We start from the raw sequence: 21,141 nt of genomic DNA, 5'->3' as shown, positions 1-21,141 counted from the left end.
TTGTTATCTGCCAGCCTCAGGGTACGTCCTTTATGCAGAATATGAAGCTCAGCGAGCTTAAGGCTAAAAATCCAGCCGAACTCTTGGCTTTTGCCGAACAGGTAGAAGTTGAAAATGCAAGCACTTTGCGCAAACAGGAATTGATGTTTGCTATATTGAAGCAACTTGCATCTAACGATGTCGACATTACCGGTGAAGGCGTTGTTGAGGTTTTACCGGATGGATTTGGTTTTCTGCGTAGTCCTGATGCGAACTATTTGCCTGGCCCCGATGATATCTATGTAAGTCCTTCGCAAATAAGAAAATTTTCTTTGCGTACTGGGGATACTGTTGAAGGACAAATTCGCTCGCCAAAGGATGGTGAACGTTATTTTGCGCTTTTAAAAGTCAATACAGTTAACTTTGAAGAGCCTGAGCGTGCTCGCCACAAAATCAACTTTGATAACCTAACGCCACTTTATCCGGATGAGCGCTTCAATATGGAAGTGCAGGACCCGGCAGTAAAAGACAAAAGCGCCCGGATTATTGATTTGGTTGCGCCGCTTGGTAAAGGCCAACGTGCATTGATCGTTGCGCCGCCAAGAACTGGTAAAACCGTATTGCTGCAAAATATTGCTCAATCAATCGCGACCAATCATCCAGAGTGTTATTTGATCGTTCTGTTAATTGACGAACGTCCAGAAGAAGTGACCGATATGCAACGTTCTGTGCGCGGTGAGGTTATTTCATCAACATTTGATGAACCGGCCAGTCGACACGTTCAAGTGGCTGAAATGGTTATCGAAAAAGCAAAACGGCTTGTTGAACACAAGCGTGATGTTGTAATCCTCCTCGATTCGATCACCCGTTTGGGTCGTGCTTATAACACTGTTGTACCATCGTCGGGTAAAGTATTGACCGGTGGTGTGGACGCAAATGCACTGCAGCGCCCAAAACGATTCTTTGGTGCTGCGCGTAATATCGAAGATGGCGGCTCTCTGACCATTATTTCTACCGCTTTGATTGATACGGGTAGCCGGATGGATGAAGTGATCTTTGAAGAATTTAAGGGTACAGGTAACTCTGAAATTGTTCTTGATCGCAAAGTTGCTGACAAGCGCGTGTTCCCAGCCATCGACATCACGAAGTCAGGTACACGTAAAGAAGACCTGTTGGTTGCACCTGATCTTTTGAAAAAGATGTATGTGTTGCGCCGTATCTTGAACCCAATGGGCACTGTTGATGCTATTGAGTTCTTGCTCGACAAACTTCGTCAGACAAAAACAAATTCTGACTTCTTTGACTCCATGAATACATAACGAGCCCACAAATGACACAAGGACAGCATCAAGACACCATCGTCGCGCTGTCATCGGGTCAATTGCCGTCGGGTGTTGCTGTAATCCGGGCTTCTGGGCCCGGTGCCAGGACTATTTGCGCGCATTTTGGTATTCTATTACCTGATGCGCGCGTCGCAAAATTTGCGAAACTGATATCGCCAATTGATGGCATTGTCGTTGACGAAGGACTTGTCCTCTTTTTTCCAAATCCAAATAGTTTCAGCGGTGAAGATCTGTTGGAATTGCAGTTGCATGGTAGTCGCGCCGTTGTGCAGTTCGTTTTGGATCAAATGACGGCGTTAGAACATGTTCGTCTTGCAGAACCTGGGGAATTCACCCGTCGAGCGTTTGAGAATGGCAAACTTGATCTAACACGTGTTGAAGGCATTGCTGATCTTATTGATGCTCGAACGGAGAGCCAACGACGTCTCGCTGTTTCGCGTATGCGGGGTGGATTGAACGACAAGATCATAGATTGGCGGCAACAAATGCTTCGTCTTCGCGCAGAAATTGAGGCGCGTCTGGATTTCTCCGACGAAGATGATGTCCCGTTTGATCTTCCACAAAACTATTTGAATGAATTGACCGCGCTGCGAAGCACCATCAATGTTGAGCTACAAAGTTTTGATCATGGGCGGATGATTAGGGAAGGGGTCCGCGTCGCTTTGGTTGGCAAGCCCAATGTTGGCAAGTCTTCGCTCCTTAATTACCTAGCCAGATCAGATACGGCAATTGTCACAGATGTGCCGGGCACCACGCGTGATGTTATCGAAGTGGAAATTGATCTTGATGGGGTTCTATTTGTCTTGGCGGATACGGCAGGCGTAAGAGAAACCATAGATGAAGTGGAACAAATCGGTATTGAGCGTTCAATTCGTTCTGCAAAAAATGCTGATATCGTGATTGGTCTAACAGACGATGGCACGCTTCCTGTTGGCTTTGATTTCGATATGGTAATTGGTACCAAGCGAGATTCACGTGAAACAACCATTGAATGTTTGGATGTGAATTGTGAAATCAGTGTTAAAAGCGGTGAGGGGATTGACGAACTGAAGCGGCTGTTGAAAGCGTGCGTATATGCTGAACATGATTCACGTGAAACAGGTCTAATATCGCATGCACGAGACAAGCAAGCTTTATCACTATCGATTGATGCGCTGGATCGTGCTGCCAATTTGGTGTATGCACCTGAACTCTTAGCAGAAGAACTCAGAATTTCTTCATACAGTTTAGCACGGCTTATTGGTGAAGTTGGTACTGAAGACGTTTTGGATGAGTTGTTTTCCGGCTTCTGTATCGGAAAATGATTCACGTGAAACATAGGTGTTTTGATGGAAAGATTTGACGTCATTATTGTAGGTGGTGGACATGCGGGCTGTGAAGCCGCTGCCGCATCTGCACGCCTTGGTGCACGTACAGCTCTGGTTACTCATAGCCGCGCAAAGATTGGCGAAATGTCTTGTAATCCAGCAATTGGCGGATTGGGAAAAGGCCACTTGGTGCGTGAAATTGATGCGCTTGATGGCTTAATGGCGCGCGTTGCTGACCAGGCCTGCATTCAATATCGGCTGCTCAATCGACGTAAGGGTCCAGCAGTGCGTGGTCCGCGCATGCAGGCAGATCGCAAGCTTTACCGCAATGCCATGCAGGCAGCGATTGCCCAACAATCGAACCTTGCGGTTATTGAAGGTGAAGTTGACGATCTGATCGTAGACAATGGTGTGATCGCTGGTGTCGTGTTGGGGGATAGTACACGGATTGGTGCGCGTGAAGTTGTATTGACAACGGGTACTTTCTTGCGCGGTCTTATCCACTTGGGCGAAAAGCAGATACCTGCGGGTCGCGTGGGTGAAAAGCCAGTGCTTGGCCTATCTAAGCGCTTGGAATCATTGGGACTACAGTTGGGTCGACTAAAGACCGGCACCCCACCTCGGTTAGATCGAAACAGTATAAACTGGGACGTTCTAGAGGTTCAGCATGGCGATGTTGACCTGGAACCCATGTCTGCACTGACTGAGAAGATTACTGTGCAGCAGGTGCCTTGTTACGTTACGCGTACTCATGCAGGTACACATAAGATTATCGAAGACAATCTTTCTAAATCGGCAATGTATTCAGGTCGTATTGAGAGCAAAGGCCCACGCTATTGTCCGTCGATTGAAGATAAGATCGTACGGTTCGCAGATCGAGATTCGCACCAAATTTTCTTAGAACCCGAAGGGTTGGATGACGACAATATCTATCCGAATGGTATTTCGACGAGTTTGCCTGAGGATGTTCAATTGGATATCGTGCGTTCCCTGCCTGGGTGCGAAAATGCTATAATCAATCAGTCTGGCTACGCCATAGAATATGACTATATTGATCCAAGAGAATTGGATCATACGCTGCAATTGAAGAAATTGCTTGGTTTGTCTTTGGCTGGGCAGATTAACGGGACAACCGGCTACGAAGAAGCTGGGGCACAGGGGCTGTTGGCGGGTGCTAATGCGGCAAAGCGTGCAACCGGCGGCGAACCTATCCGGTTTTCTCGGACTGAAAGCTATATAGCTGTGATGGTTGATGATTTGGTGACACGCGGCGTGACAGAACCTTATCGCATGTTTACCAGCCGGGCGGAATTCCGCCTGCATTTGCGTTCTGACAATGCAGATCAACGTTTAACTCAACATGGCATTGATTGTGGTTTAGTTGGCGAAGAGCGCCGACGCGTTTTCGAAGCGCGTATGGCGGCGCTGAATGAAGCCCGATCGCTGCTAGAACGCCTTCAACTGACGCCAACCGAGGCAAAAGCACATGGGATCAAGGTAAATGCTGACGGTGTTCGGCGAAGCGCATTCCAACTGCTCTCCCATCCCGATGTTGAATTGGAGACCATTGCCAGGATTTGGCCAGAGGTAAACAAGTTTACGTCTGACATTTTGGAACAAGTTTGTGTTGATGCTCAATACGCTGTCTATTTGGACCGGCAGCGTGCCGATGTGGAAGCGGTGCGCCGGGATGAAAATCGACGCATTCCCGAAGGCATCGATTATGAAGGCTTAGATGGCCTGTCGAAGGAAATGTGTCAAAAATTGCGTCTTCACAACCCAACGACGATAGCACAGGCACAACGTATTGAAGGCATGACGCCGGCCGCGATTATGCTCATTCTTGCGGCGGCGAAGCGCTGGGATTCACGTGAAACATCTATCGGCAAAGTCGGATAATTCATTATGATCTCGGAACAGGACGCTTTGAAAGAAATTGAAAAGCTCTGTATGGATATGGACCTGTCGACACAAACCATCATTCCAGACCTGCAAAAATACGCACAGGAGCTTGTTCGGTGGCAAAAGGTCAAAAACCTTGTTTCACGTGAAACATTGTCAGAAATTTGGTCCAGACACTTTCTAGATAGTTTTCAACTTGCAAAGCATATAGATCCAAATCGCGGCATTATTCTGGACTATGGAAGTGGCGGGGGATTGCCTGCCATAGTATTGGCAATTGCTTTTAAGCAGACAGACCTTAAGGTTCATCTGATTGAGGCGAATAGCCGTAAATGCTCGTTTTTACGTCATATTTCTCGCACACTTGGCCTAAACTGCACGGTCCACGATGTTCGCGCTGAGTCATTTGTACTGCCCGAGAATGTGTATGTGGGTACAATCACTGCCCGAGGTTTTACGGATTTGTCTTCGATGTTCGAGATTTGTATGCCGCATTTTGGCGTCGATTCGGTGGCCTTATTGCAAAAAGGCCGTGGATATGATGAAGAAATTGCAGCATCGAAGTCAAATTGGAGCTATGATATTGCGACATTTAGCAGTGTTGTAGCACCCGATTCCGTCATATTGGCTATTTCTGGTCTCAAACAGCGCTAAAATCTGTTGTTGGAGGAGCTTGTGGTACAGCCGCGCATTCTTACATTGGCAAACCAGAAGGGTGGCGTTGGTAAAACAACGACCGCTATCAACTTGGCGACGGCACTTGCAGCGATTGGCGAGCGCGTGTTGATTGTTGATATTGACCCTCAAGGCAATGCCAGTACAGGCTTTGGTATTGACCGGCAGGCGCGGCAGTATTCTGCATATGATTTGATGACGGGCGAAGTTGAACTTCAAGACGCCATTGTCAGCACAAATGTGCCAAATGTGGTGGTTGTGCCTTCAACCATGGATCTTTTGGGCCTCGAGATGGCGATTTCTGACCATGGAGACCGGGCGTTTCGTTTGCGCAATGCCTTAAGTAGGGCGGGCGATATCATATTTGATGGTAAGCCAATTACCTACATTTTGATTGATTGTCCGCCATCACTTAACCTGCTTACGATTAATTCTCTGGCGGCGGCTGACGCTGTTTTGGTTCCGATGCAATGTGAGTTCTTCGCGCTCGAAGGGCTAAGTCAGTTGCTACAGACAATTGAGCAAATCAAATCAAGTCTTAATCCTAACCTTTATATTCAAGGTGTGGTTATGACGATGTATGACAAGAGAAATAATCTTTCAAATCAGGTGCTTAGCGATGTGCGGTCGCATCTTGGTGATCTGGTATATGAAACCGTTATCCCAAGAAATGTACGGCTTTCTGAGGCCCCTTCATATGGGAAACCGGCATTGTTATATGATTTGAAATGTGCGGGAAGCCAGGCCTATTTGCATCTGGCCACTGAAGTGATCAAGCGTGAACGTCGATTGACGGCGGCATAGGACGACAAAATGAACGATAAAAACACAAATTCTAGACTTGGTCGTGGTTTGGCAGCCTTGATTGGTGATGTGCCCCCGGTGGAAGCAACACGTATCACAAGCGGTGACGGTATTCGTCGTCTGCCTGTGGAGTTCATTATTGCAAGTCCTAATAACCCACGCCGGCATTTTGCTCCCGAAGACCTGGAAGATCTAACAAATTCGATCCGTGAAAAGGGTGTGATGCAGCCACTGTTGGTGCGTCCGAGCCCGGTTGAGCCGGATCAGTATGAATTGGTGGCTGGTGAGCGCCGCTGGCGTGCAGCGCAGCGAGCTGGTCTACACGAGGTGCCGGTGATTATCCGCGAGGTGGATGATCGTGAGGCACTTGAGCTTGCTATTATTGAAAACGTGCAGCGTGCTGACCTTAATTCTATCGAAGAATCAAAAGGTTATGATCAATTGATGCAGCAGTTTGGCTATACGCAAGCTGATCTGGCCCAAGTGATTGGTAAGAGCCGAAGCCATGTGGCGAATACGCTACGATTGATGAAATTGCCTACTGACGTTCAGCAAGCCGTTTCCGATGGCGCCTTGTCAGCCGGTCACGCCCGGGCATTGATTACAGCTTCAAACCCGAGTGAACTTGCCAAGCGAATAATTGATGGTGGTTTGAGCGTACGTGAAGCTGAGAATTTAGCGCAGAAGCAGGCACAGTCAGAAGCAACAAGCGATAAACCATCCAAATCTGCTAAAGCTGCAAAAGATGCTGACACTTTGGCGCTTGAAAAAACGCTGAGCGATGTGCTGGGGCTAAAAGTATCTATTGATCACAAAGAGCGCGGCGGCAAACTTGAGATTAAATATCGCACGCTTGAACAGTTGGATGACATTTGTCAGCGATTGCAATCTCGATAGACTTTATATGCCTTTTAGGATTGAGATTTTGGGGACGCCAATTTGGCGTCCCTTTTTGTTTCACGGCATTTCGAGCATGTTGTAGGGACTGGGAACAAATTTGAATCGGTGAGCCCCTAAAATGATGAAATTGCAAAAAAGGGGTAGAAATGGGTCGATTTGATGCGATTCCGAACATCACCAAAAACGGCAATTGAAGATAAATTTTATATTTAAATTCAATGAGTTACCTAGAAAACACGTCATAAATGCTGAGTTGTGTTGTGCTGTCTGGTGACTCAGCTTGTCCCATAGGTCAATTAAATTAAATCTGCTCGACGAGAGAGCCGTTTTTTGCAACGCGAAAAACAAAATCTGAGTTGGTTTTATGCAAGCCAAAATGTTTCACGGCAGAATTGAGTGAAACCAAATGACATAGATTTCAGTTGCGCGCCGCAATAGTTGCAATTGCTAACAGGGCTTGTCTTGTGTGCTCGGTGTCCAGATTAGCATTCTTGCGGGTTTCAAGAACGGTGGTTTGTAGACGTGCGCATGCTGCGGCCAGGTTTTGTGCCGACCAAGACCTAACCTGACTTTCCATTGCGCTCTTGCGCGAAAAGTGAACCCGAAACCGGCCGCCGCTTAGAATCTCTTGCAATGTCTTACCTTGATCATAGGCGGCACGCATTTCGCGAAGGTTCGAGAAGTGCATCAGCGAGCGGGTGAGAATTGCCGACGAATGGGTGCCTGAACTAAAGGCGCGGGAAAGTGCGGTGTCCAGTTTTTGAACATGGCCAGTGCCCGCGCTGTCCAAAATTTCGTCCATAGTTTCAGCTGCATTATCGCCGCATAAAACCATCACGTCATTATAGGTGACCTGTTTGCTGTCTTGCGCAAATAGAATTAGCTTTTCAACTTCAAGGCGGGTGATTTGTCGATCGTTGCCCAATACATCGATCAGACCGCGAAGGGCGTCAGAATCAATCGATATTTGCGCCTTTTGAAACATTTCACGCGCGAGCTGCGTTAAGCTGCGCGCATCATCTGCGAAACAAGGGACCGCACGGGCTGTTTTTTGTTTTTCAGCCATTTTGCGCAATGCATCTTTTGGGGTGAGGTTGCCTGCTTCAACAAGCAAAATGGCATCAAAGCCTTCATCTACTGTTTGTTCAATCTCCTTGGCGAAGGCATTGGTGGCGCCGCGTACGCGGATCACACGTTGGTCACCAAACATAGAGGGTGTGTTTGCTTCGACCGATATACGTTCGCCTGGGTTTTCAAAGTCGCCAAACTGTAAGCTGACCAGTGCCATTGGATCAGCATCTTTAGAATGGAAATGTGCCTGCAGGCGGTCTGTGGTTTCACGCACGCGGCCAGCGTCCGGACCATAAATGAGGATCATACCAGCGGTCAGATCAGGTTTTGCAACAAAACCCTCAACGTCGCGTGCTTTCAAAGCCGTCAAGGTTTGTCCTCATTGAGCGCAGCGATGATCAGCAGTTCAATTTGGCGTGCAACGTCCTTGGCCGCGCGCTGATAGGCATCAGCAACGGCGGTATTATTGGCGATATTTTGGCTGCTGTTCTGGTAAACTGCAGATGCAAATCGTTCACCTGCTGCAATTTGTTCGTCTGTATCAATGTTCTTTAGAACGAATTTTGAGCGAACTGTTGCTTCGGTCTCAGAGCGGACAAACTGCGAAGAAACACCATGAATGGCGCGTGTGCTTGTCGATGTTGAAAGCGAGAGCTGGTAGGCAGGGTTCGATGAACGGCCGAGCTTAAATGCCAACTCTTGAATGATTGTCTGCTCTACAACAGAGGCAGGTTTGGTATAGCTGATCTGGTATTTGCTGTTGGTGTTGTCTTGATAGACAGGGGTGAGGGTGCAACCAGCCAGCATAAATATGCTGGCTAGTGCGACGATTGTTTTTCTTTTAGGGCGACTAAACAACGACATTCACAATTCTACCTGGCACGACGATCACCTTTTTGGGTGCTTGCCCATCCAAGATGCGTGAAACCGCATCAAGTGACAAGGCCGCATCTTCAATTTGATCTTTTGGCAGATCCTTCATGACTTCAATTTCGCCACGTCGTTTGCCGTTTACCTGAACAGGCAAGATGATTGTGTCATCTTTGAGATATTGTTCGTCTGCCTCCGGCCAAGTTTCATCGGCCAAAATGGAGGTGTTGCCCAAATGCGCCCAACAGGTTTCGGTGACGTGCGGTACAATTGGATTGCACAATTTCACAAGGAATGTCGTTGCCACGCGGATGGCTGTTCGCTCTTTTACCGAAGGGTTGTGTTTAACAGCGGCAACGGCTTTGCTCAACACGTTGGTTAGCTCGTAAATCAGCGCGATTGCGCGGTTGAACCGTAGGTTCTCATATGAATCTGAGACCTGGTCCACCGCCCGGTGTGCTGCCTTAAGCAAAGCCTCACTATCAAAACTTTCAGTCGCCGAATCTTCATTATTGTCGATGATGGCTTTTGCATCGTCGACCAAGCGCCAGACCTTTTGCACAAAGCGCCAAACGCCTTCAATGCCAGATTCTGTCCATTGCACGTCACGCTCAGGTGGTGAATCAGAAAGCACAAACCATCGTGTTGCATCCGCGCCAAAGCTTTCAGCCATGGCTGTCATGTCAATCACGTTGAGTTTTGACTTTGACATCTTTTCGATGGAGCCAATTTTTAGCTCTTCGCCACTTGCTTTGTGGATCGCTTTGCGCTCGTCACCGCCACCTTCAAAGCTGATTTCTTCGGGCGAAACCCAATCGCCACTGGCGGTCTTGTAGGTTTCGTGGGTCACCATGCCTTGAGTGAACAAACCTTTGAACGGTTCGGTCACGTTCAAATGGCCTGCCTTTTTCATCGCGCGTGCAAAGAAGCGCGAATAAAGGAGGTGCAAAATCGCATGTTCGACGCCGCCAATATATTGATCAACAGGCAACCATTCATCGGCCATTTTTGGGTTCGTCGGAGACGAGGCCGTAGGTGCAGTGAAACGCGCGAAATACCAGGATGAATCAACAAATGTGTCCATCGTATCTGTTTCACGTCGAGCCGACGCCCCACATGTTGGACAGTGCGTGTCTTTCCAAGTCGGGTGGTGATCAAGCGGATTACCCGGTTTATCAAAGCTGACATCTTCGGGCAGTTTAACGGGCAAGTCTTCATCAGGAACCGGAACGATGCCGCAATTATCGCAATGGATAATTGGGATCGGACAACCCCAATAGCGTTGGCGCGAAATGCCCCAATCGCGCAAACGGTAATTCACTTTGCGCTCGCCTTGCACCTGTCCGTTGGTATCAACATTTGCCAATCGGTTGGCAACTTCGTCAAAGGCTTCTTGCGGTGTCATACCATCAAGGAAGGATGAGTTGATCATCACTCCTTCACCGGTATAGGCCTCGTTTTCGATCGCAAAGCTGGAAGCGTCTTCACCCTCAGGCATCACAACTGCTTTCACCGGCAAATCATATTTGCGGGCAAAATCCAAATCGCGTTGGTCACCAGAAGGGCAGCCAAAAATTGCGCCGGTGCCATAGTCCATCAGAACGAAGTTGGCGACATAGATTGGTAGGGTCCAGTTTTCGTCAAACGGGTGTTTCACGTGAATCCCAGTATTGAAACCTCGTTTTTCCGCGGTTTCCAAAGCGGCAACTGATGTGCCCAAACGGCGGCATTCTTCAATGAAGTCCTGCAATTCCGGATTTGATTTTGCGGCTTCTTGTGCCAACGGGTGGTCAGCCGCGACCGCCATAAAGCTTGCGCCAAAAATGGTATCTGGGCGCGTGGTGTAAACTTCAAGATCGCAATAACCTTCGGGCGCCGTTGCTGCATCCAACTCCCAACGAATGGTCAGGCCTTCGGATTTGCCAATCCAGTTCTTTTGCATCAAGCGAACTTTTTCGGGCCAATCATTTAGATTGTCGATTTCGTTCAACAAGTCCTCGGCATAGTCCGTGATTTTGAAGAACCATTGGGTCAATTCTTTTTGTTCAACCAATGCGCCTGACCGCCAACCGCGGCCATCAATCACCTGCTCGTTGGCAAGCACAGTGTGGTCAACAGGGTCCCAATTCACTTTTGAACTTTTGCGATAAATTAGGTCGTTGCTCAAAAAGTCGATGAATAGCTTTTGCTGCTGCGCGTAATATTCTGGATCACAGGTGGCAAATTCCCGCGTCCAATCAAGGCTGAAACCCATCGATTGAAGCTGTGTTTTCATCGAGGCGATGTTTTGGTAGGTCCAGCTCTTTGGATGCGCGTCATTTTTCATGGCGGCGTTTTCAGCCGGCATGCCGAATGCATCCCAGCCCATTGGGTGCAAAACGTTAAAGCCTTTGGCGCGTTTATACCGCGCGATCACATCACCCATCGTATAGTTACGGGCATGACCCACATGGCAACGGCCGGACGGGTAGGGGAACATCTCAAGGACGTAATATTTCTCGCGATCATCTTCATTGGATGAAACAAAGCTTTTGCGCTCGTCCCAAACTTTTTGCCAATGGGGTTCACTCTCGCGCGGATTATACCGTTCTGAATTGTTGCCGGTCACGTCTTCGGGTCCTTTTAGGTCGTCATTTTCGATCGGGTCTTTTTCCCCATCTTCAAGCGTTACACGGACCTTCACCAGATTTGGGGGGTGGGGTCAATATAGATTGCCTTCGAATCGTTGCCCCGTGGCGAAAAATGATTCAAATAGAGGGGTGGAAGTGATTTGAGGTGCATTATGGGCGTTGCGCAATTAGATGAAGTTAATAACCGGATCGCTGAAGCAGCGAAGCGTTTTGGCCCGCTTGATGACAATGCGCCAAAGCCAAAGCTGATCGCTGTTTCAAAAACATTTGCGGCCGAAGACATTCAGCCGATCCTGGAAGCTGGGCAAGTTGATTTTGGTGAAAACCGGGTCCAAGAAGCGCAAGGCAAATGGCCGACATTGAAGGAAGCTTTTCCAAATACGGTTTTGCATTTGATTGGCCCGTTGCAAACCAACAAGGTGAAAGATGCGGTTCAGCTATTTGATGTGATCCATTCGGTGGATCGGGAGAAATTGGCTAAATCGCTTGCCAAAGAATTTGCGGCCACAGGAAAGAATCTTCCTGTGTTCATTCAGGTCAATATTGGTGAGGAACCGCAAAAGGCTGGCATCGCTCCAGAAGATGCGGTGGCGTTCGTGGCGCTTTGCCAAAATACTTACAATTTGGATGTGCGTGGATTGATGTGCATCCCGCCAGCCGGGGAGCCGGCAGCGCCTTATTTTGCACAATTGGCGGGTCTGGCAAAGCAGGCGAATTTAAATGAATTGTCTATGGGCATGAGCGCTGACTTTGACACTGCGGTAGAGATGGGCGCAACATATGTGCGCGTAGGGTCAGCGATATTTGGGCAACGTGACTACCCTTAGACGTTAACCAACACAAAAATCACACAAGCTTGTGATTGGGATGTTAACGCTGAATACCTACATTAGAGACAAATGAAATTTTGGTGATGGCCAACGAAGGGCAATAATATGAATAAGCGTCGGCTTTTGATTGTGGATGATGAAGATGAATTGCGCCAATCATTGGTGGATCAGTTGTCCCACTATCGCGAATTTGAAATCACCCAAGGGGCGGATGCCGCCACAGCGCTGCGCGAAGTCAAAGCCGCGCCATTTGATCTGGTGCTGCTAGATGTTGGTCTGCCCGATATGGATGGGCGCGAAGCGGTTAAGATCATGCGCCAAGATGGTTTTAAGAGTCCAATTCTAATGCTCACCGGACACGATAGCGATTCCGATGAAATTCTTGGGCTTGAAAGTGGTGCAAACGATTATGTCACCAAGCCGTTTCGTTTCTCAGTTTTACTTGCGCGGGTGCGCGCATTGTTGCGCCAGCATGATCAAAGTGAAGATGTGGTATTCACTATCGGGCAATATAATTTTCAACCCGCAACCAAAACGCTTGAAAGTGAAGATGGGTCAAAGGTCCGCTTAACCGATAAAGAGACGTCGATTTTGAAGTTCCTTTATCGTCAGGGTTCAAAAACCGTATCGCGCGACATCTTGTTGCAAGAGGTTTGGGGTTACAATAATCGGGTGACAACGCACACGCTTGAGACACACATTTATCGCTTGCGACAGAAAATTGAACGTGATCCAAGTAATGCAAGATTGTTGGTCACGGAAGAGGGCGGTTATCGCCTGGTGCCATAAGGGCAGGGATTGGTATGTCGCTGGATGAAATCACCGCAATATTGAAACTGGCGGACCCATTTCAAACGCTCAATGAAGAGCAGCTAAAGCTTATTGGGTTTGTTAGTGACAGCCGAAAATTGGCAGCTGATGAAGTGTTGTTCTCAGAAGGGGCAATTGCGGATGGCGCTTATATTTTGGTGACGGGCGCTTTGCAGTCGACACATGAAGGCGCAAAGTCCGAAGGGCCAATATTGCGCGAGAAGGGCACGACCTTTGGTGAATTGGCATTGATCGTTGATAAACCACGCCCAGCTTCAGTGACGGCGCTTTCAAATACCGAGTTGGTATTTGTTCCGCGCAAACACTTTAAGCGCTTGATGGAGAACTATCCTGAACTGGCTTCAAAGGTAGCTGCGCGGATCAAGATGTCGATCTCGCGCTATGTCCATGCTCTCGGTTCAGCAGACGTCCACTAACCCGCCTATCCAAAACGCGAAATAATGGGCACGTGGTCAGAAGGCTTTTCTGTCCAGCCGCGGGCATCGCGCAACACAATAGTTTCAGTGCTGTGTTCTGCTACATCGGGTGTTGACCAAATATGATCGAGACGGCGGCCCTTGTTTGATGCGCTCCAATCTTTCGAGCGGTAGCTCCACCAGCTAAACAGTTTTTCCTCATGTGGGATATGCTTGCGTACCACATCAACCCAATTGCGACGCGCCTGCAATGCATCTAAAAACTCAGTTTCGATTGGGGTGTGGCTGACCACTTTTAGAAGCTGCTTGTGGGACCACACATCGTTTTCGTGTGGAGCGATATTGAAATCACCAACGATCACATGACCATTGTCGAAATCTTGATGGTCGAACCAGTCTTGCAGCTCGTTCAAGAAATCGAGCTTGTGTTTGAACTTTGGGTTTTTGACCGGATCGGCTTCGTCGCCACCTGCAGGGATATAAAAATTGTGGATGCGGGTTTTGCCTGAAGGGGCATCAACGACACCACTTATGTGACGGGCGTCACCCATTTGGCAGAACTCGCGAGCATGATGATCTTCAAGCGGAATGCGAGAAACGATGGCGACACCGTGATAGCTTTTTTGGCCGTTCACCGCTTGGTAGGTGTAGCCGGATTCTTCAAATGCTTTAGTGGGGAACTGATCGTTCTGGCATTTGATTTCTTGTAGGCACAAAACATCAGGTTGGTGATCGGACAAAAAATCCTGCACCATTGGCAAGCGCAAACGCACAGAATTGATGTTCCAAGTGGCTACTGAAATCGACATAAATCTTCCCCGCTGATTGTTGAGCGAATCGCCAACAAACTAATATTGGCAAATTGGCAGGCAGGGTCCAGCCGTTTTTGACCCCTGACTTATTTATAGTCGGGCAAGTAGAAATAGGCTTTAGGGATATCGATCTCTGTGGTCGTGTCATAGATCGAAAATGTCACCTCATTGCCATTGGGCTCAGTGAGGGTCCATTGTTCAATCTCTTTTGTTTCCAGATTGAAGATCATGGTGACAGAAACTGGGCCAGCGGGCGTCTCGTCTGAAACACCTACCGCAATCATTTCTTCGGTCTTGATGACGTCGGTAATATTGGCGGAAAAGAGATCAATCTCGTCCGATAGGAATTGACGCAACGGCACCCGGGATTGCGGATAAGCGAACTTTGATTGCTCTTTGCGGTTAATGACATAGAAGCCTTTGCCAACGGAAATGACCTCTTCATAAGAAGGGGGGGCATATTTGAAGCGGATTTTGTTTGGCCGCTTGAGGTAAAAAATACCTTCGCTTCGATTGCCACCGCTATCCAATTGCAAGAAACGTCCGGCCATTTGTTCGACGCCAGAATGGTGTTGGCTAATGTCGGTAATGATTTGAATTTCTTCTTCGGTCAATGGCCGTTCCAGCGAGGAGCTGGCTGTTGCCATGCTGAGAAAAAGTCCGAAGGCTAGAAGAGCTTTTGCAATGGGGCGCATAGTTATTTCGCAAATCTTTTGGTGTCGTTCAGGAGCACTGATAGGTGCACATTATGGCATTAAGATGAGGGCGCCGCGCAAAAGTTTCACGTGAATCAGAACGGCGCTTCTTCGTCTCCACCCACCAGCACTTCGCGCTTGCCCGCATGGTTGGCCGGGGAGATGACCCCTTCTTGTTCCATACGTTCGATCAGCGTGGCGGCGCGGTTGTAGCCAATAGAGAGGCGGCGTTGGATATAGCTCGTAGAGGCTTTGCGATCCGACAAAACAATATTGACGGCCTTGTCGTATAATTCATCGCCTGAATTGCCCAAGTTGGAGTTGCCAACGCCAGCGTCCTCTTCGCTCTCTTCAGTCACGCTTTCAAGATATTCAGGCGAGCCTTGAGCCTTAAGGTGGTTTACGACGGTTTCAACTTCAGCGTCTGCCACGAACGGTCCGTGCAAACGTTTGGTGCGACCGCCGCCTGCCATATAGAGCATGTCACCCATGCCGAGCAATTGCTCCGCGCCTTGCTCGCCAAGAATGGTGCGGCTATCGATTTTCGAAGTCACCTGGAACGAAATCCGTGTTGGGAAGTTGGCTTTGATCGTGCCCGTGATCACATCAACCGATGGGCGCTGTGTCGCCATAATGAGGTGAATGCCAGCGGCACGTGCCATTTGCGCCAAGCGCTGGATCGCGCCTTCAATGTCTTTGCCCGCGACCATCATAAGGTCGGCCATCTCGTCAACGATCACCACGATAAATGGTAATGGTTCGAGATCAAATTCTTCGCTTTCAAAAATCGCTTCGCCCGTTTCTTTGTCGAAACCGGTTTGAACGGTGCGGGTGATGATCTCACCCTTCTTCTTTGATTCAGCAACTTTTTGGTTGAAGCCATCAATGTTGCGCACGCCGATTTTTGACATCTTTTTATAGCGATCTTCCATCTCGCGTACGGCCCATTTAAGCGCCGTTACAGCCTTGGCTGGATCGGTCACCACAGGGGTGAGCAGATGTGGAATGCCATCATAGATCGAAAGCTCGAGCATTTTTGGATCGATCATGATCAAACGACATTGCTCTGGCGTCCAACGATAAAGGAGCGAGAGAATAAATGTGTTCACCGCAACTGATTTACCTGAACCGGTGGTACCAGCGATCAGCAAGTGCGGCATGCGGGCCAGGTCGGCGATGACGGGTTCGCCACCGATGGTTTTGCCCAAGCAAAGTGGCAGCTTGCCTTTGACCTTTTCAAAGTCCGCTGAGCCGAGCATTTCGCGCAGATAAACTGTTTCGCGGGTTTTGTTTGGCAACTCGATGCCAATGGCGTTGCGCCCGGGCACTACGGCGACACGCGCAGATATGGCGCTCATGGAGCGGGCGATATCGTCGGCCAAGCCAATCACGCGAGATGATTTGATGCCGGGTGCGGGTTCCAATTCGTAAAGCGTTACAACCGGGCCAGGACGAACATTGATGATGTCACCGCGTACGCCAAAGTCTTCCAATACGCCTTCCAGGAGCCGCGCATTTTCTTCCAAGACTTCTGGCAAATGTTCGCGCGCGGTTTTGGTGGTTGGCGGTTCAGCCATATAGCTGAGCTCTGGCAATTCAAATGTGTCATTGCCAAGAAAGCTTTGCTGCGCTTCAGCCACCATCCGACGACCAGGCGCTGGCCGTGGCGCCGGTGCGGCAACGCGCGGGCTTGGTTTGGCAGATGCGGCTGACGGTGCTGCAGGTTGCGTCGGTGCGGGATTTTCATGTTCTGGCGCAGCATAAGGCTGCGCATATTCGGCCGGGTCCACATCAACATAGTCGTCAGGATATTGATCTGTGGGACCTTCAGCCCAGTTGGCTTGGTCGGGCGATGGCGCATTTGGACCTTCAAACCGCGGCTCAATTCGACGTTGATGCTGTTGAGCTTGGGCTGGGTGTGGGTTGTGTAGAGCCGGTTCGTGCTCACCTTGTCGCCAAGGTTGCTCTTCGGCCTGTTGCTTTTCAGCCTTGCGGGCAGCCCAGGACTTTTTGATGCTCACATGGGTTGAAAAGATCACATGGGTGATTGCGCCAAGTAGAATGGTGAACATGGCAGTGAGTTTTGCCCCAATCCATTGGATCAGCGTTTTTGGCTCGTCGGATTTCTGGTCAGTCGTGGCAACAGCATTGGCGTCTTGGGTTTCAAGACCAAAGCGCGCGCCAGCTCTGACGGCCATCCAAAAACTGACGAGGGCAGGGGTTGCTAGAATAACAGCGAATAACCAACCCGCCGCCTGAAGCACTTCAGGTCCAACAACAAAACTGGCAACCGCAGAAAAACCAAGGCCGATGATTCCACCCAAGCCTGTTGGCAGGGGCCAGCTGGTTGGAGAAGGGATGAAGGCAAGAACGCCACAAGTTAAAAACAACGCGCAGGCCCACATCAATACGCGCAGTCCAAAACCCAAAGGCACTTTTTTGCGCACAAGAGACAAAGACCAAATCGCCGGGGGGATGATGTAGAGGATGCCACCTAGGCCAAAAAATTGCAGCATAATGTCCGCAACTACGGCGCCGGGATAGCCAAGCCAATTGTTCACGGCTTCGCTTGAAGCATAGCTCAAACTTGGATCATTTACCGACCATGACATCAGCGCAAAAATGATGAAGGCGACAGAGACCAAACAAAGAATACCGATCAAGCGCAGTGGGATTTTCACAGCGATTGCGGTTTGGGCGTCTTGATGTTTTTCCAAAGCGGACGATGTATGAACAGACAAGGATCGATCTCGTTTTACGCACTAACTCAATCGTCAGACTAGATCGCCATGGTTAATTTGTGGCTAACTTTTGACAGAAAAATGGGCCCAAGCGGGAATGCCGCTGGGCCCAGTTTCTTGTCAATATGCGCTCACACAATTGACAGATTTGGGAGGGGTTTGAGTGTTAGAACTCTGGGTATGCCTCAACGCCCACTTCAGCTTTATCAAGCCCAAGCGCTTCGTCTTCAGCGGATACGCGGATACCCATTGTTGCTTTAAGGACAAACCAGATCACACCTGAAAGGATCATTGTGAAGGCGCCAATGGCAACGATGCCTACGATTTGTGTGCCGTAGTTGCCTGAACCTGAAAGTGGAGTGATGAATGTGCCCCAGATACCTGCAAGCAAGTGAACAGGGATCGCACCAACCACGTCGTCAATTTTCAGTTTGTCGAGCAATGGCACAGCAAAGATCACGATCACACCACCGATGGCACCGATGAACAATGCAGCAGGTACGCTTGGTGCAAGTGGTTCAGCTGTAATGGAAACCAAGCCAGCCAAAGCGCCGTTGATGACCATGGTCACGTCGATCTTTTTGTAGATCACTTGTAGCAAGATGATTGTTGTCACAGCACCGGCAGCAGCAGCAAGGTTTGTGTTTACAAAGATGCGTGAAACATCGCCAGCATCAGCAATGGTGCCCAAAGCAAGTTGAGATGCGCCGTTAAAGCCGAACCAACCAAGCCACAGGATAAACATACCCAATGTTGCAAGTGGGATAGATGAACCAGGCATTGGTGTTACTTCACCATTTGGACCATAACGTCCAGCACGAGCACCCAGGATAAGTGCGCCAGCAAGAGCAGCCCAACCACCAACAGAGTGAACCAATGTTGAACCAGCGAAATCTGAGAAGCCCATTTCAGCCAACCAGCCGCCGCCCCACTGCCAAGAGCCAGTGATTGGGTAAAGGATACCAGTTAGGATTGCAGTGAAGATGATGAACGGCCAGAACTTAATGCGCTCGGCCAATGTGCCTGAAACGATTGAAGCTGTTGTGGCACAGAACACCATTTGGAAGAACCAATCAGAGGCAACTGAATAGCCTGCGCTACCATCATCGGCGCCTGGCGCTGGGAAATTGTACCAACCGAAGCTGCCCATGAAGCCGCCATCAACGCCTGTATACATAAGGTTGTAGCCAGTGAACCAGAACATGATGCCGGCAACTGAATAAAGCGCGATGTTTTTCAAGCCCTGCATGGATACGTTTTTCTGACGCACCAAGCCCATTTCAAGCATGGCGAAACCAGCGGCCATCCACATGACAAGGAAACCACCCACCAAGAAGAGCAGGGTGTTAAAGATATTGATATATTCAGGCGCTGCTTCTTGAGCAAATGCCGGTGCGCTTAGTGCTGCCAACATTGTTGGTACGGCGAGCGCTAGGATTGTTTTTTTCTTATTGTTGATCATTTTTTGGACCTCCAAAATGTCCTTCAATGGGTTCAAAGTGCTTCCGTGCCGCGTTCGCCTGTGCGGATGCGGATTGCGTCTTCCAAGTCGAGAACAAAAATCTTGCCGTCACCGATGCGGCCCGAACGAGCGGCTTCAGACACCAAGTCGATCACTTCGCTGAGTTGATCGGCAGTTACTGCGACTTCCACTTTGAGTTTTGGGATGAAGTTCACGGCATATTCGGCGCCGCGATAAATTTCTGTGTGGCCTTTTTGACGACCATAACCGCGCACCTCGGTGACGGTCATGCCATGAATGTCCTTGGCGCTGAGGGCATTGCGCACAGCGTCCAAGCGAGAGGGTTTGATGATTGCAGCGAGTAGTTTCATGAGCAAAATCCTTTGCAAGCGGCGTTTTTCCTGCCCCTTACCCAACAAGTTGCGTGCCAAACTGAATTGTAACTATCTAAATTGTTGAATCTTTTGCTTGAATCGGGATCTAAGACTCAATTGGTCTGCAGCTACGCATTTTCACTAATGATTAATTTATGTGCAGAATCAAATCAGTGACTAAAAAATGAACAGCGTGCGACAAAGCAGTTCTTGCCCGTGCAGGGAAAGAGATTAGAATGCACTACAGATGATTTGCGAGAAATGATGATGGCGAAGACAGCAAAATTTGACGTGATGATTGTTGGGGCAGGGCCAGTGGGTTTGACCATGGCGTTAGCGCTAAAACGATTCTCGCCTGAAATGCGGGTTGCCATTAATGATGTGCGCCCCTTGGTGGTCCCCAAGGATGAGCGCTCTTCGGCCTTGGCGCTGGGGGTCACATCGGTATTTGAGGCGCTCGGCGTTTGGGATCAAATGACGAGCGAAGCCGAACCCATCAAGGGCATGAAAATCACCGATAGTGATGATGCGGATATTTTCCGCCCCTTGTTCCTTAAATTCGAAGGTGATGTGAAACCGGGCAAGCCGTTTGCGCATATGGTGCCTAATCGTGTGACGTTGAAAGCGTTGATCGACGCTGTTGAAGAATCAGGTGTTGAGATTTTTGCGCCAAACCCCGCCACAGACTTTGAGTTTGAAGCTTCGCATGTGGATGTGACGTTGGAAGATGGCACGCAGATCGAAACCAGTTTGGTGATCGCCGCAGATGGCGCGCGTTCTGCCCTTCGTGAGCGGATGAAAATTGGCACCGTTGGGCACGATTATAAACAGTCAGGTATCGTGACGACTTTTGCGCACGAACTAGATCATCATCAAATCGCTTACGAGCATTTTCTACCCGCAGGTCCTTTTGCCACTTTGCCTCTGCCCAACAAACGCTCGAGCTTGGTTTGGACGGAATGTAGCCAAGATGTTCAGCAATATTTGGATATGGATTTGGATGCTGTCGCGAGGGAAATTGAAAAGCGTATGGGGTCAAGCTTTGGCAAGGTCACAGTGGAAGCGCCATTGCAGGCCTTTCCTTTGAAGTTGCAAATTGCCAAGAGTTTTTTCGCTAATCGAGTTGCGCTTATCGGCGATGCTGCTCATGTGGTGCACCCGATTGCGGGGCAGGGCATGAATTTGGGTATCAAGGATGTGGCGGCTTTGGCTGAAGTGTTAATCCTCGCCATGCGGCACGGCGAAGATATTGGTCACGAAGCCGTATTAGAGCGCTATGAGAAGTGGCGCCGGGTTGATATTGGCCTAATGGCTGTTGCAACCGATGGACTAAACAAGTTGTTTTCAAACAATTTGCCTCCGCTTCGGGTGTTGCGCGACTTTGGGCTTGGGGTGGTGGATCGACTACCCATTCTCAAAAATGCCTTCATTGGGCATGCTGCCGCTGCCCAAAGCAATGGCCCGCGCTTGCTCAGCGGGCGGCCGATCTAGCGGCTTGG

The 21,141-nt window shown here is 49.3% G+C and carries 18 protein-coding genes; 10 read left to right on the top strand and 8 right to left on the bottom strand.

Annotated features, from left to right (window positions below; translation table 11 throughout):
• Positions 1-32: 32 nt before the first annotated feature.
• From rho to QQL65_RS05430, 6 genes are read left to right on the top strand one after another with little or no spacing between them, the layout of a single operon-like run.
• Positions 33-1,298: a transcription termination factor Rho gene (gene rho / locus QQL65_RS05455; RefSeq protein ID WP_284362620.1), complete on the top strand. Its 1,266-nt coding sequence runs from the start codon at positions 33-35 to the stop codon at positions 1,296-1,298.
• An 11-nt stretch (positions 1,299-1,309) separates the two neighbouring features.
• Positions 1,310-2,626, top strand: coding sequence for a tRNA uridine-5-carboxymethylaminomethyl(34) synthesis GTPase MnmE (gene mnmE / locus QQL65_RS05450; protein ID WP_284362619.1), 1,317 nt, complete (start codon positions 1,310-1,312; stop codon positions 2,624-2,626).
• 24 nt (positions 2,627-2,650) lie between these two features.
• Positions 2,651-4,528 carry a tRNA uridine-5-carboxymethylaminomethyl(34) synthesis enzyme MnmG gene (mnmG, locus tag QQL65_RS05445; RefSeq protein WP_284362618.1) on the top strand — a complete coding sequence of 626 codons (1,878 nt, stop codon included), beginning with the start codon at positions 2,651-2,653 and terminating at the stop codon, positions 4,526-4,528.
• A gap of 6 nt (positions 4,529-4,534) precedes the next feature.
• Positions 4,535-5,185, top strand: a complete 651-nt coding sequence (rsmG, locus tag QQL65_RS05440) for a 16S rRNA (guanine(527)-N(7))-methyltransferase RsmG (protein ID WP_284362617.1) — start codon at positions 4,535-4,537, stop codon at positions 5,183-5,185.
• Positions 5,186-5,206: 21 nt separating this feature from the next.
• Positions 5,207-6,010, top strand: coding sequence for a ParA family protein (locus tag QQL65_RS05435; RefSeq protein ID WP_284362615.1), 804 nt, complete (start codon positions 5,207-5,209; stop codon positions 6,008-6,010).
• A gap of 9 nt (positions 6,011-6,019) precedes the next feature.
• A complete protein-coding gene (locus tag QQL65_RS05430) occupies positions 6,020-6,907 on the top strand; it encodes a ParB/RepB/Spo0J family partition protein (protein WP_284362614.1) in 888 nt (295 codons plus the stop codon).
• A gap of 421 nt (positions 6,908-7,328) precedes the next feature.
• On the opposite strand, the gene holA is transcribed toward QQL65_RS05430, so the two are convergent.
• Genes holA through leuS form a run of 3 tightly spaced genes read right to left on the bottom strand, consistent with a single transcriptional unit; the run spans position 7,329 to position 11,459 of the window.
• Positions 7,329-8,351: a DNA polymerase III subunit delta gene (gene holA, locus QQL65_RS05425; RefSeq protein ID WP_284362613.1), complete on the bottom strand. Its 1,023-nt coding sequence runs from the start codon at positions 8,349-8,351 to the stop codon at positions 7,329-7,331.
• On the bottom strand, positions 8,348-8,845 hold the full coding sequence (locus QQL65_RS05420; protein ID WP_284362611.1) for a hypothetical protein: 498 nt from the start codon (positions 8,843-8,845) through the stop codon (positions 8,348-8,350). Before QQL65_RS05420 ends, holA begins: the two co-directional genes overlap by 4 nt.
• Positions 8,832-11,459 carry a leucine--tRNA ligase gene (gene leuS / locus QQL65_RS05415; protein WP_284366215.1) on the bottom strand — a complete coding sequence of 876 codons (2,628 nt, stop codon included), beginning with the start codon at positions 11,457-11,459 and terminating at the stop codon, positions 8,832-8,834. The genes QQL65_RS05420 and leuS overlap by 14 nt, the downstream gene beginning before the upstream one ends.
• Positions 11,460-11,633: 174 nt before the next feature.
• Between leuS and QQL65_RS05410 the strand changes: the two genes are divergently transcribed.
• From QQL65_RS05410 to QQL65_RS05400, 3 genes are all read left to right on the top strand, one after another.
• Entirely contained in the window at positions 11,634-12,308 is a 675-nt protein-coding gene (locus tag QQL65_RS05410; RefSeq protein ID WP_284362610.1) for a YggS family pyridoxal phosphate-dependent enzyme, read from the top strand.
• Between the two features lie 108 nt (positions 12,309-12,416).
• Complete coding sequence (locus QQL65_RS05405) at positions 12,417-13,100, top strand: response regulator transcription factor (protein WP_284362608.1); 684 nt, start codon at positions 12,417-12,419, stop codon at positions 13,098-13,100.
• A 14-nt stretch (positions 13,101-13,114) separates the two neighbouring features.
• Entirely contained in the window at positions 13,115-13,558 is a 444-nt protein-coding gene (locus tag QQL65_RS05400; RefSeq protein WP_284362607.1) for a cyclic nucleotide-binding domain-containing protein, read from the top strand.
• A 5-nt stretch (positions 13,559-13,563) separates the two neighbouring features.
• Here QQL65_RS05400 and xth read toward each other — a convergent pair whose 3' ends face one another.
• From xth to QQL65_RS05375, 5 genes are all read right to left on the bottom strand, one after another.
• The gene (xth, locus tag QQL65_RS05395) at positions 13,564-14,367 is read right to left on the bottom strand and encodes an exodeoxyribonuclease III (RefSeq protein ID WP_284362605.1); all 804 of its coding nucleotides are present in this window, start codon (positions 14,365-14,367) and stop codon (positions 13,564-13,566) included.
• A gap of 89 nt (positions 14,368-14,456) precedes the next feature.
• Positions 14,457-15,017, bottom strand: a complete 561-nt coding sequence (locus tag QQL65_RS05390; RefSeq protein ID WP_284362604.1) for a LolA family protein — start codon at positions 15,015-15,017, stop codon at positions 14,457-14,459.
• 143 nt (positions 15,018-15,160) lie between these two features.
• Entirely contained in the window at positions 15,161-17,806 is a 2,646-nt protein-coding gene (locus tag QQL65_RS05385) for an FtsK/SpoIIIE family DNA translocase (RefSeq protein WP_284362603.1), read from the bottom strand.
• A 166-nt stretch (positions 17,807-17,972) separates the two neighbouring features.
• A complete protein-coding gene (locus QQL65_RS05380; protein WP_284362602.1) occupies positions 17,973-19,268 on the bottom strand; it encodes an ammonium transporter family protein in 1,296 nt (431 codons plus the stop codon).
• 32 nt (positions 19,269-19,300) lie between these two features.
• Positions 19,301-19,639: a P-II family nitrogen regulator gene (locus QQL65_RS05375; RefSeq protein WP_284362601.1), complete on the bottom strand. Its 339-nt coding sequence runs from the start codon at positions 19,637-19,639 to the stop codon at positions 19,301-19,303.
• Between the two features lie 270 nt (positions 19,640-19,909).
• On the opposite strand from QQL65_RS05375, the gene QQL65_RS05370 reads away from it, so the two are divergent.
• Positions 19,910-21,133 carry an FAD-dependent monooxygenase gene (locus QQL65_RS05370; protein WP_284362599.1) on the top strand — a complete coding sequence of 408 codons (1,224 nt, stop codon included), beginning with the start codon at positions 19,910-19,912 and terminating at the stop codon, positions 21,131-21,133.
• Positions 21,134-21,141: the final 8 nt, after the last annotated feature.

This window comes from Maritalea porphyrae (assembly GCF_030159895.1).
GTDB lineage: Bacteria > Pseudomonadota > Alphaproteobacteria > Rhizobiales > Devosiaceae > Maritalea > Maritalea porphyrae.
Note: the sequence above shows the minus strand (reverse complement) of the source record. Positions and strands in the feature narration are given on the sequence as shown.

What these genes read in the sequence shown, in the direction of transcription:
- xth (WP_284362605.1), bottom strand. Translation starts at nt 14,367, where the DNA reads ATGTCGATTTCAGTAGCCACTTGGAACATCAATTCTGTGCGTTTGCGC.
- rsmG (WP_284362617.1), top strand. Translation starts at nt 4,535, where the DNA reads ATGATCTCGGAACAGGACGCTTTGAAAGAAATTGAAAAGCTCTGTATG.
- QQL65_RS05405 (WP_284362608.1), top strand. Translation starts at nt 12,417, where the DNA reads ATGAATAAGCGTCGGCTTTTGATTGTGGATGATGAAGATGAATTGCGC.
- mnmG (WP_284362618.1), top strand. Translation starts at nt 2,651, where the DNA reads ATGGAAAGATTTGACGTCATTATTGTAGGTGGTGGACATGCGGGCTGT.
- QQL65_RS05370 (WP_284362599.1), top strand. Translation starts at nt 19,910, where the DNA reads ATGGCGAAGACAGCAAAATTTGACGTGATGATTGTTGGGGCAGGGCCA.
- rho (WP_284362620.1), top strand. Translation starts at nt 33, where the DNA reads ATGCAGAATATGAAGCTCAGCGAGCTTAAGGCTAAAAATCCAGCCGAA.
- QQL65_RS05400 (WP_284362607.1), top strand. Translation starts at nt 13,115, where the DNA reads ATGTCGCTGGATGAAATCACCGCAATATTGAAACTGGCGGACCCATTT.
- QQL65_RS05430 (WP_284362614.1), top strand. Translation starts at nt 6,020, where the DNA reads ATGAACGATAAAAACACAAATTCTAGACTTGGTCGTGGTTTGGCAGCC.
- QQL65_RS05420 (WP_284362611.1), bottom strand. Translation starts at nt 8,845, where the DNA reads ATGTCGTTGTTTAGTCGCCCTAAAAGAAAAACAATCGTCGCACTAGCC.
- QQL65_RS05390 (WP_284362604.1), bottom strand. Translation starts at nt 15,017, where the DNA reads ATGGCAACAGCCAGCTCCTCGCTGGAACGGCCATTGACCGAAGAAGAA.
- mnmE (WP_284362619.1), top strand. Translation starts at nt 1,310, where the DNA reads ATGACACAAGGACAGCATCAAGACACCATCGTCGCGCTGTCATCGGGT.
- QQL65_RS05375 (WP_284362601.1), bottom strand. Translation starts at nt 19,639, where the DNA reads ATGAAACTACTCGCTGCAATCATCAAACCCTCTCGCTTGGACGCTGTG.
- QQL65_RS05410 (WP_284362610.1), top strand. Translation starts at nt 11,634, where the DNA reads ATGGGCGTTGCGCAATTAGATGAAGTTAATAACCGGATCGCTGAAGCA.
- QQL65_RS05380 (WP_284362602.1), bottom strand. Translation starts at nt 19,268, where the DNA reads ATGATCAACAATAAGAAAAAAACAATCCTAGCGCTCGCCGTACCAACA.